The 9,364-nt window shown below is 71.1% G+C and carries 10 protein-coding genes and 1 pseudogene; 6 read left to right on the forward strand and 5 right to left on the reverse strand.

The window, feature by feature from the left end; translation table 11 throughout:
• Together mptB and G6022_RS12775 are read right to left on the reverse strand one after the other, a co-directional pair.
• The coding region (gene mptB, locus G6022_RS12770) for a polyprenol phosphomannose-dependent alpha 1,6 mannosyltransferase MptB (RefSeq protein ID WP_182691688.1) at positions 1–520 on the reverse strand (520 nt) is incomplete at its 3' end.
• 2 nt (positions 521–522) lie between these two features.
• The gene (locus G6022_RS12775; protein WP_182639639.1) at positions 523–1,602 is read right to left on the reverse strand and encodes a polyprenyl synthetase family protein; all 1,080 of its coding nucleotides are present in this window, start codon (positions 1,600–1,602) and stop codon (positions 523–525) included.
• A 95-nt stretch (positions 1,603–1,697) separates the two neighbouring features.
• Between G6022_RS12775 and metF the strand changes: the two genes are divergently transcribed.
• A complete protein-coding gene (metF, locus tag G6022_RS12780) occupies positions 1,698–2,675 on the forward strand; it encodes a methylenetetrahydrofolate reductase [NAD(P)H] (RefSeq protein WP_182609692.1) in 978 nt (325 codons plus the stop codon).
• 45 nt (positions 2,676–2,720) lie between these two features.
• On the opposite strand, the gene G6022_RS12785 is transcribed toward metF, so the two are convergent.
• Genes G6022_RS12785 through G6022_RS12795 form a run of 3 tightly spaced genes read right to left on the reverse strand, consistent with a single transcriptional unit; the run spans position 2,721 to position 5,615 of the window.
• Positions 2,721–3,449 (reverse strand): DUF3153 domain-containing protein, encoded by a 729-nt coding sequence (locus G6022_RS12785; RefSeq protein ID WP_182609691.1) that lies wholly within the window; start codon positions 3,447–3,449, stop codon positions 2,721–2,723.
• Positions 3,446–5,032, reverse strand: a complete 1,587-nt coding sequence (locus tag G6022_RS12790; protein WP_179525054.1) for an NAD(P)/FAD-dependent oxidoreductase — start codon at positions 5,030–5,032, stop codon at positions 3,446–3,448. Before G6022_RS12790 ends, G6022_RS12785 begins: the two co-directional genes overlap by 4 nt.
• The gene (locus G6022_RS12795; protein WP_179525055.1) at positions 5,016–5,615 is read right to left on the reverse strand and encodes a GNAT family N-acetyltransferase; all 600 of its coding nucleotides are present in this window, start codon (positions 5,613–5,615) and stop codon (positions 5,016–5,018) included. The genes G6022_RS12790 and G6022_RS12795 overlap by 17 nt, the downstream gene beginning before the upstream one ends.
• A 93-nt stretch (positions 5,616–5,708) precedes the next feature.
• Between G6022_RS12795 and G6022_RS12800 the strand changes: the two genes are divergently transcribed.
• The 5 genes and pseudogenes from G6022_RS12800 to G6022_RS12820 form a co-directional block, all read left to right on the forward strand.
• Entirely contained in the window at positions 5,709–6,113 is a 405-nt protein-coding gene (locus tag G6022_RS12800; RefSeq protein ID WP_179525056.1) for an SAV_6107 family HEPN domain-containing protein, read from the forward strand.
• A 176-nt stretch (positions 6,114–6,289) separates the two neighbouring features.
• Positions 6,290–6,700: a DUF3040 domain-containing protein gene (locus G6022_RS12805; protein ID WP_179525057.1), complete on the forward strand. Its 411-nt coding sequence runs from the start codon at positions 6,290–6,292 to the stop codon at positions 6,698–6,700.
• Positions 6,701–7,111: 411 nt separating this feature from the next.
• Positions 7,112–7,588 (forward strand): division/cell wall cluster transcriptional repressor MraZ, encoded by a 477-nt coding sequence (locus G6022_RS12810; protein WP_179525058.1) that lies wholly within the window; start codon positions 7,112–7,114, stop codon positions 7,586–7,588.
• A 179-nt stretch (positions 7,589–7,767) separates the two neighbouring features.
• Positions 7,768–8,790 (forward strand): 16S rRNA (cytosine(1402)-N(4))-methyltransferase RsmH, encoded by a 1,023-nt coding sequence (gene rsmH / locus G6022_RS12815; RefSeq protein ID WP_182639642.1) that lies wholly within the window; start codon positions 7,768–7,770, stop codon positions 8,788–8,790.
• Positions 8,787–9,364 (forward strand): annotated as a pseudogene (locus G6022_RS12820) (hypothetical protein); the annotation flags it as partial. The gene rsmH and the pseudogene G6022_RS12820, both read left to right, overlap by 4 nt.

The following is a 9,364-nucleotide window of genomic DNA, read 5'->3' on the forward strand; positions in this document are numbered from 1 at the left end:
CGGTGAAGGGTCCCGGGTTGGCTTCGGGGCCGACCTCGTAGGGATCGACCCCCGCGGCGGTCATCGCCCCCTGCGCGAGGTACGACCACGCGTCGCGGCTGAACATCGGCACCGCGGGCAGTGACGGGAGCGACCACAACGCGGTGGCCCAGACCGCGTCTCGCGTGGGGAGTCGGCCCGACACCGCCCGCGGGCCCAGTGCCAGCCAGGCGGTGAACAGCAGGGCCACGCCGATCCAGCACAGCGTCAGGGCCAGGACCTCGCCGTGGCCGAAGGTGAACCCGAGCAGACCCACGGCGGCGGCGGGCCCCCCGTCCACCGGGAGGGCGCCGGCACCGAAGCCGCCGAGGGTCAGGAGTGCGGACCCGAGCATCCCGCGGTACAGGGCGGGACCCGAGGGGCCGGACAGGGCGGAGCGGGCGGAGGAGGTGAGGGACCCGGCCACCACGGCGGCGCGAGACCGCGCCGACGGATCCGACGAGGTGGGCGTGACGGCCCCCGGGGCCGGGCCCGGTGCCATCGTCACGCCCGACGACGGGTGGCGGCCTCGGCCAGGTCGCGCAGGGTGACCCGGCCGTGCTCGCTCACCGCGTCCGAACCGATCGCGTCCAGGGCCCGCACGGTCAGGGTGTCGATCTCCGCCTCGACGGAGGCGACCGCCCCCGAGTCCACGAGGATCCGGCGAGCCCGCTCGAGGTCGTCGGACTCGAGGTCGGTGCCCAGGACCGAGAGCAGGAAATCCGAGTCCCCGGTCGGTGCCAGGGCGGTCGCCCTGGCCAACAGGAGGGTGCGCTTGCCCTCACGGAGGTCGTCCCCGGACGGCTTGCCCGTGACCTCGGGGTCACCGAACACACCGAGCATGTCATCGCGGAGTTGGAAGGCCTGCCCCACGGCCACACCGAACTCGCGGAGCGCCGCGACGGTGTCGGCGCCGGCCCCGGCGAGCTCGGCACCGATGTGGAGCGGCCGCTCGACGGTGTACGCCGCGGTCTTGAACCGGTTGATCCGGGCCGGCGTCAGCTCGTCCGTCGCACCGGAGGATTCCGCGAGGATGTCGAGCATCTGACCCGAGAGCACCTCGGTCTTCATCGCGTACCAGGGCGCGAGCGCCCGGCCGAGTGCGGCCGGATCCGCGCCCGAGGTCACGAACATCTCGTCCGCCCAGGTCAGGGCCAGGTCTCCGACGAGGATCGCCTGCGAGACCCCGTACCGGGCGGGGTCCCCGGACCATCCCAGTCCCCGGTGGGCCGCCTCGATCGAGCGATGGACGGTGGGTCGGCCGCGACGGGTGTCGGAGGCGTCCACGATGTCGTCGTGGATGAGGGCGCACGCCTGGATCAGCTCGAGTGCCGCGCAGGCGGTGACGATCTCGTCCGGGACGACGGCGTCCGCCGGGTTCACCGCCGACCATCCCGCCAGGCCGAACCGGGGCCGCATCCGTTTGCCACCACTGAGGACGAAGTCCGCGAGCAGGCCCGCCAGGGTGTCGACCCGATCGTCGACCCCTGACACGACCCGGCGCCGTCCGTCGAGATGGCGGCGGAGGGCGCCGAGGATCCGCTCTCCGTCGTCTGGACGAGTCGCCGTGACCACGGTCACCATCCCTTCCGGGCGCCGCCGCCCGGCAGCCCTCGATACCGTGATCCTAGTCGCCGGGCGGAGGTCGGCACCGACGCGTGTCGGGCTACCCTGGTCCGGTGACCCAGCTACCCGACATCGACCCAGCGGGCGGCGACCGACACCCGAGCATCGTGGACCGGATCGCCTCGTCGAGCACCCCCAGGGTGCCCTTCTCCGTCGAGTTCTACCCACCCCGGGACGAGGCCGCGGAGGCACGTCTCTGGCGGGCCGCCTCCGTCTTCTCCGAACTGGGTGCGGCGTTCGTGTCCGTCACCTACGGGGCCGGCGGGTCCACCCGTGACCGGACGGTCAGGGTCGTCGAGAGGGTCGTCAGCGAGACCGACCTGGTGCCCATCGCCCACCTGACGGCCGTGGGGCACACGATCGCCGAACTGCGCGAGATGATCCAGATGTACGCCGACGTCGGTGTCACCAACATCCTCGCCCTCCGGGGGGACCCCCCCGGGGACCCGTTGGGTGACTGGACCCCGCACCCCGAGGGTCTGCACTACGCGGAGGAGCTCGTGCGACTGATCCACGAGGTCGGGGACTTCCACGTGGGTGTCGCGTCCTTCCCGGAGGGGCACTACCGGGCGCGGGACCTGGACCACGACACCGAGATCCTGCTCAACAAACTGCGCGCCGGCGCCGAGTACTCGATCACGCAGATGTTCTGGGACGTGGAACACTACCTGCGTCTCCGGGACCGTCTCGCGGTCGCGGACCCGGAGCAGGCGGCCAAGCCGATCATCCCCGGGCTCATGCCCGTGACGAGCCTCCGTCAGGTCCGCCGGATGGTGGAGCTGTCGGGGTGCGCCCTCCCGGACGGCCTGTCCGACCGGTTGCGCGCGGCGGCGGGTGACGGGCCAGAGGAGGACCGTGCCGCGGTCCGCGAGGTGGGGATCGAGTTCGCCACCGAACTCTGTGAGCGTCTGATCGGCGAGGGCGTGCCCTGCCTGCACTTCAACACCCTCAACTTCTCCCGTGCCACGCATGAGGTGTTGGCCAACCTGTCGATGGTCCCGTCCCCGGGGGTCGGGGCGACCAGGTCCTGACGCGGTGCTCCCGCGGTCCGTGCGCCCTACCGGCTCCCCGTGAGGTCAGCGTACGAGTCGGTCCGACCGGGCCCGCGAGGTCCGGGCGGCCAGGATCGTCCCGATCGACACCAGTAGAGAGGCGCCTATCCCGACGATCATCCACACCGCGAAACCGCGGGTCGCCGGATCCGGGTAGGACGAGGACGCCTGCATCCGGGTGATGGACCCCGGCGCCGGTGTCCAGCTCACGGAGTTACCCCCACCCAGCGTGCCGTTCGTCTCCCCGATGCGGTTGGGGAACGTGAGGTCCACCCGGGTGGACGCGGAATCCGCCCGGTCCGCCGGTATTCCGGAGAGGTCCACCGAGCCGGTGAAGGACACCGTGTCGCCGCTCCGGCGGAAACCCAGGGTGTACGGCCTCGCGCCCTCGACCTCGATGGCCAGCGAGAGCGCGTCGACCTCTGCGAAGGTCAACTGGGTGAAGTAGATCTCCCTGCCGGTGAAGCCGTCCGCGGAGTAGGCGGTGATCCGCACCTTCTGCTCGAGGCCGGACGGAGTGGACAGCCGGTCCAGGGCGGCCGCCTGTGCCGGCTGGTCGCCGGCGACCAGGATGCGACCCGAGACGGTGTCGTCCTTCCGCACACTCATCTGGGCGTTCAGCTGGAGACACCCGGTGAGGACGAACAGCATCGTCACCAGGGCGGTGACGCCCGTGATCCGGCGACGCGCGGGGGAGTGTGCGGCCGTCACGGGGCTGGTCGCGGTGGTGCTCGGTTCGATCACGGTCGTCATTGTGCCCGCGTGCGGCGCCGACGCCGCGTCGACGTGCCGAGTCGGCGACCGACGAGCCGCGCCACCGTCCTCCCGCTGGTGCCGATGACACCCCCGCCGGGATGGGTGGAGGCGCCCGCGAGGAACACGCCGTCGGCGCCGGGGACGGTGTGCCCGGCCAGATCCGGGTGGGGCCGCATGGGGAGCATCTGATCGAGCGACATCTCCACGTGCATCACGTTGCCGCCGATCAGGCCGAGTTCGGTCTCCAGGTCCTCCGGTGTCTGGACGTGACGGTGGACGATCGAGTCGGTGAGCCCGGGGGCGAACCGCTCCGCGGCCGCGATGATCCGGTCCGCCTCACCCGGACCCGCCTGTGACCAGGAGCGCCCGTCCGCCAGGTGCCGCGGGTGCCACTGCGACCACAGTGTCAGTTCGTGCCGACCCGCCGGCGCCAGCGAGGGGTCGAGCGAACTGAAGCTCATGGCGAGGACGGCGGGATCGGCGTCGAGCCCGCCGGCCGCGGCGACCCCGTACCGGTGGTCGAGTCGACGGCGGTCCGTCACCAGCAACTGCAGACCGTGCGCACTGGTGGTCGTGGGCACACCCGGGTACCGGGGCAGATCCGTCGTACCCAGCCGGACGACCATCCCCAGCCCGAACCCCGGACGGATCCTGCGGCGCCAGGCCTCGAGGCCCGCCGCGGGGAGTTCGTGGGCCAGGAGGTCCAGCGTGGTGTGGACGTGACAGGCCGCGACGACGGCCGAGCAGTGCAACGACGGGCCCCCCGCGGTATCCACCCGCCAACCGGCCCCCGAGCGGCGGATCGCCGTCGCTCCGGCACCCGCCGTGACCGATCCGCCGCCGGCCCGGACGGCGGAGACGAGAGCGTCGGCGAGAGCGCCCGACCCGCCGATCGCACGGCCGGGAGGGGTCTGGTGCATGAGCGCGGCGAAGCCGATCATCGGCGCGGTGCCGGGATGGGACATCGGCGGCCCGGACTGTGCGCCGAACCAGGACAGGGCGGCCTTGAGTCGCTCGGACGTGAAGGTCTGGTCGAGCAGCGCATCCCCGGAGGACAGGAAGGTCTGGACCGTGCCGAAGGGATCCCGGAGATCGTCGCGTCCGAGGAACGCGGAACCCAGGCGCGGAGCCGTGGGGCGAACGCTGAACCCCTTCATCATCCGCCCGGCGAGGACCTCCCACCGGCGGACGAACCCGCGGTAGGCGTCGGCGTCCGCCCGCCCGCAGGCGGCGGCGATGCTCGCACAGGTCTCGTCGAGGTCGCGGTGGAAGACGAGGGGCGGGGCGTCGCTGCCCGGCGGGGCGGGGGCGAAACCCCAGGGGTCACAGTCCACGTACCTCAGCCCGTGGGCGGCCAGGTCCAGTTCCTCCGGGATGCCGGTGTGCCGGATCATCAGGTGGGCCGACGAGCCACGATCCGTGCGGTGCCCGGGGTAGCGCTCGACAGTGGAGGTGGCGCCGCCCAGGACGGTGTCCTTCTCCACCACGTGGACGTCGAGCCCTGCCCGCGCGAGATAGGCGGCGCAGACCAGGCCGTTGTGACCGGAACCGATCACCACGACGTCATGACTGTTGTTCACGCGGGCCTCCGTGTTGGGTGAGGGGGAGCGACCGCGAGAGTACGGCGAACGGCCTGGCGTCGCCTTCGAACCTGTAGGCCCTGAGCACATCCGAGAAGCCCATCGACCGGTACAACCGCCACGCCCCGTTGGCCTCGTCGGGGACCTCGGGGGTCGAGAGCAACACGGATCCCTCCGTGCGACCGGACAGGAACCTGCGGAGCAACTCAGTGCCTATGCCGTGCCCCTGGTAGCGGGGGGAGACGTGGAGCTCCGTCAACTCGACGTAGTCCGTCGGCAGGCGCTGATCCTGTTCTCGCAGCCCTCGCGCGACCTGCTCGTACCACCACTGGCCGGGTGAGCCCCGGTAGCCGTAACAGATGGCGACCAGGGGCCCACGGGCGTGACCGAGAAGGCGCCGACGCGGCGCCTCGAAGGCCGCGACCCCGGACCAGCCCTCCCGGTGGCTGTGCTCCATCCACGCGGGGGCGCGGGATCGGATCACCTGGGACGGGTACCCCATGGCGTCGACGTAGACACCGAGCGCCTCCGGCAGTCGGTCACGGAACTCCCCGGCGTCCAGGCTGGTGATCACGGTGTCCATCCACCCCATCTCATCACGTGCGCGCGTTCACGACCTCCAGTTGTGTCGTACCCCGCCGATACCGTGGGGTCCAGAAGGGGAGGTGCAGCGGAGATGGCGTCGAGAACCGCAGTTCGTGCGCCGGGCGGGGGTGGCCTCGGGTCCCTCGGTCGGGCAGGTCGTGCCGAGGTCCACCGGGGCCGGGCGCTGGCCGCGTCGTCACCCGCCGAGCGGTTTCTCGAGTCCTACCGGGCGGCGCGTTCGGCGGCGGCGGCGCTCCTGTCCCCGGGGCCGCGTCGCAGGGGCCCGTCCGATGTGTGGCACCGGCTCGCCGCAGAGGTTCCCGAGCTGGCGGAATGGGCCTCCGCCTTCGGCGGTTACTCGGCCCTCGCGGCCGCCGTGGAGGACGGGCTCCCCCGAACGGTCACACCCCGCATGGCGGATGACTTCCTCTGGGCTGTCGGTCGTTTCCTCGACCTGGTCGACGAGCGGCTGGGAGTACTGGGTCCGGCGGCGTGAGGTCGAGGACGCCCTGTGGACCGGGCTTCTGCCGCGTACTCGGAATCCCGGTGGTCACCACCGCGTCGCGCTCGTATGATGGAGTCAACCCTTGACCGGCTGATCCCCGTAGACGGTCGACGTCACACGGCCGAGCCGGCCGAGCTCGTAACCGCGAGCGTTCTAAGGAGGTCGAAGTGCCCCTGTCAGAGCACGAGCAGCGCATGCTCGACGAGATCGAGAATGCGCTCTACGCCGACGACCCCAAGTTCGCGTCGTCTGTTCGAAAGACCGGTGGGACCGGTGGCCGCCGTCCTGCCGGGCTGGTGGTGATCCTCGGTCTCGTGGGGGTCGCGCTCCTCGTGGGCGGGTTGGCACTCGACTTCAAACCGGGCGGGTTTCCCGTCCTCAGTCTCGTGGGTTTCCTAGTGATGTTCGCGGCGGGTGTGCTCGCCATGCGCGCGGTGCCGTCCAAGGCGTCCTCGTCGGCCGGTTCCGCGGGCGGAGCCCGGGTGCCGGGTACGGGTAAGGCGTCCACCAAGGGGGCCGAGGGCCAGAGCTACTCCTCGCGCATGGAGGATCGCTTCCGCCGTCGCTTCGAGCAGTAGCCAGAACGACTGATCACGTCCCGGGAGGGGCGAGCGCATCCGCGCTCGCCCCTCCCGCCTATTTCGGCGGCGAGCGTCTCGGCCGCGTGGGAACTCGGTGATGCCGGATCGCCCTGCGGCGGCGCGCCCCACCGTGCGCCCCCCGGCTCTCCACTTCGCCCCACCGGGAGCCCATCATTCGCCCCTAGGGTGTGAAATAGTCACAGAAACCACATCTGTTCGCCGACTGTGGCCGTCTCCGGCATGACTCACGGCGGGTTCTCCAGCTGGTCACGGGTCGGCAGCGTGCTCTGAACTGCAGAGATGTAAGTCGGTGGGGAGAAGTGGGGCACAGGCCTTGTTTGTGGGGCGTTGTGGGGTACAGTGGGGGACGCGAGGAGCTCGAAGGGGCCTGAACCCAGGAGGTGGCGGGTGACCGACACCGATCCCACCGACTCCGAGCGTGAACGAGCCTTCGTCGGGTACGGGACGCACCGTCCCAAGCTCGACGACAAGGGGCGGCTGACGATCCCCGCCAGATTCAGGCCTGGCCTGGCCGACGGGGTGGTCGTGTGTGGGTGGTTCACCAACACGCTCTCGGTCTTCCCGGAACGCGAGTTCGACGCGTTGGTCAGAAAGGTCCGGCCGACCGCCAACCTCAGTGAGAGGCACATGGCGTTCTTCCGGCTCCTGGTGAGCGGCGCGGAGGTCCAACAACTCGATTCGCAGGGACGGGTCTCCATTCCGGCGAGTCAGCGGAACTACGCGGGCCTCGGCAAGGACTGCGTGGTCAACGGCCTCGGAGAGCGTCTCGAAGTCTGGGACGCCGAGGCCTGGGACCGCTACAGCGCGGAGAACCTCCCCGTGTTCTCCGAGATGGAGGGCACCTCGCTGGGGATCGAGTTCTGATCCCCGGGACGGACCAGCACGACGGAACGACAGCACGACAGCACGACGGACGGAGCCCCCCGGCCCCTGCCCGGCACCACCCTGACGTACTTCCCCAACGCCAGGTGGGTACCGGACGGGGACCAGGGGGCTCCACCACAACCGGAGCACCGATGACATCCGGACGCGAGGGAGGCGACATGGCGGAAGAGCCCGACTCCGACCGCGCGGCTGCCCGGTCCGGTCACATCCCAGTATTCCTCGACCGCACCCTCGAACTCTTCCGGCCCGTCGTCGACTCCGCGGCCGCGGAAGGCCGTCGCCCGGTGATCGTGGACGGCACGCTGGGTCTGGGCGGTCACACCTCGCGTCTCCTCGCCGAGTTCGACGACCTGAGGGTGGTCGGGGTCGACCGCGACCCCGAGGCCCTCGAGATCGCCACCCGCAGACTCACCGCCTACCGGGACCGGTTCACTCCCGTGCACGCCCGCTTCGACGACTTCGATTTGATCGTGGACAGCCTCCCCGAGGACGCGAGGGACGCGGCCGGCCCGGCGATCGACGGCGTGCTGCTGGACTTCGGGGTCTCCTCGATGCAGCTCGACGTGGCCGAGCGCGGTTTCGCGTACTCGGTCGACTCCCCGCTGGACATGAGGATGGACCCCACCACCGGCCCGACCGCCGCCGACATCCTGGCGGACTACCCGCGTGACGACCTCGCCAGGATCTTCCGCGTCTACGGCGAGGAGCGGTTCGCGCGTCAGATCGCCTCCGCGATCGTGCGTCGCCGTGAGACAGATCCGGTCGCCTCCAGCGCCCAGCTCGTCGAGCTGCTCTACGACACCATCCCGCAGGGCGCCCGCCGCACCGGTGGGCATCCGGGCAAACGTGTCTTCCAGGCGCTGCGCATCGAGGTCAACGCCGAGCTCGAGGCCGTGGAGAACGCGGTCCCCGGGTACCTCGACCTGCTGAGGGGTGACGGGCGGGCGGTGTTCATGGCGTACCACTCGCTCGAGGACAAGATCGTCAAGCGGGAACTGACCACCCGGACCGCCTCGCGCACCCCGGCGGGTCTGCCGGTGGAACTGCCCGGACACGGTCCCGAGTTCGAGGCCGTGACCCGCGGTGCGGAGAAGGCCTCACAGTCCGAGATCGATCACAACCCGCGCTCGGCCTCGGTCCGGGTGCGCTGCGTCCGGCGTATCGACGGGAGAACCCCATGACGAGCACGATCGACACGTCGGATCCCGCCGACGACCTCGACACCCGGCGCGGCACCACCACCGAGGGCGCCGAGCCGGTCAGAGGCGTCGGGGCCGTGGGCCTGCGCCGGAAGCCGGTCACCCGCTCTGTCCGGGGCCGCCGGACGGTGGTCGTCCCCGCGGAACGGCTGAGTCCCGCCGACCTCGCGGGGAGGATCCCCTTCGTCGTCGTCATGCTCCTCCTCATCGGTACCGGCGTCGGCGGCACGCTCCTGCTGTCCGCGCAGACCACCCAGGACACCTACAACCTCAAGAACGCGCGTGACGCAAACGTCCAGCTCGTCGAACGCATGGAGGCCCTCCAGGCGTCCAACGAGCGCGCCCGGTCGGCGGAGGTCCTGGCCCAGCGCGCCGAGAAGCTCGGGATGGTCGGGGTCGCCAGCGCGCCGATCCTCACCAGGGGTTCGGACGGCGTGATCGAGGTGGTCGGCGAGCCCGAGGCGAAGCTCGGCGCGCCGGTCAAGCCGCTACAGCCGGCTCCGGTAGCGTCCGAACCGTCGACGTCGCCCGACCGGGGCGGATTCGACGCACCGCC

The organism is Dietzia sp. Cai40, assembly GCF_014145165.1.
Classification (GTDB): Bacteria; Actinomycetota; Actinomycetes; order Mycobacteriales; family Mycobacteriaceae; genus Dietzia; species Dietzia natronolimnaea.

Coding starts and splice junctions, on each gene's coding strand:
- G6022_RS12775 (WP_182639639.1), bottom strand. CDS start 1,602: ATGGTGACCGTGGTCACGGCGACTCGTCCAGACGACGGAGAGCGGATC.
- G6022_RS12785 (WP_182609691.1), bottom strand. CDS start 3,449: ATGACGACCGTGATCGAACCGAGCACCACCGCGACCAGCCCCGTGACG.
- G6022_RS12795 (WP_179525055.1), bottom strand. CDS start 5,615: ATGGACACCGTGATCACCAGCCTGGACGCCGGGGAGTTCCGTGACCGA.
- G6022_RS12800 (WP_179525056.1), top strand. CDS start 5,709: ATGGCGTCGAGAACCGCAGTTCGTGCGCCGGGCGGGGGTGGCCTCGGG.
- rsmH (WP_182639642.1), top strand. CDS start 7,768: ATGGCGGAAGAGCCCGACTCCGACCGCGCGGCTGCCCGGTCCGGTCAC.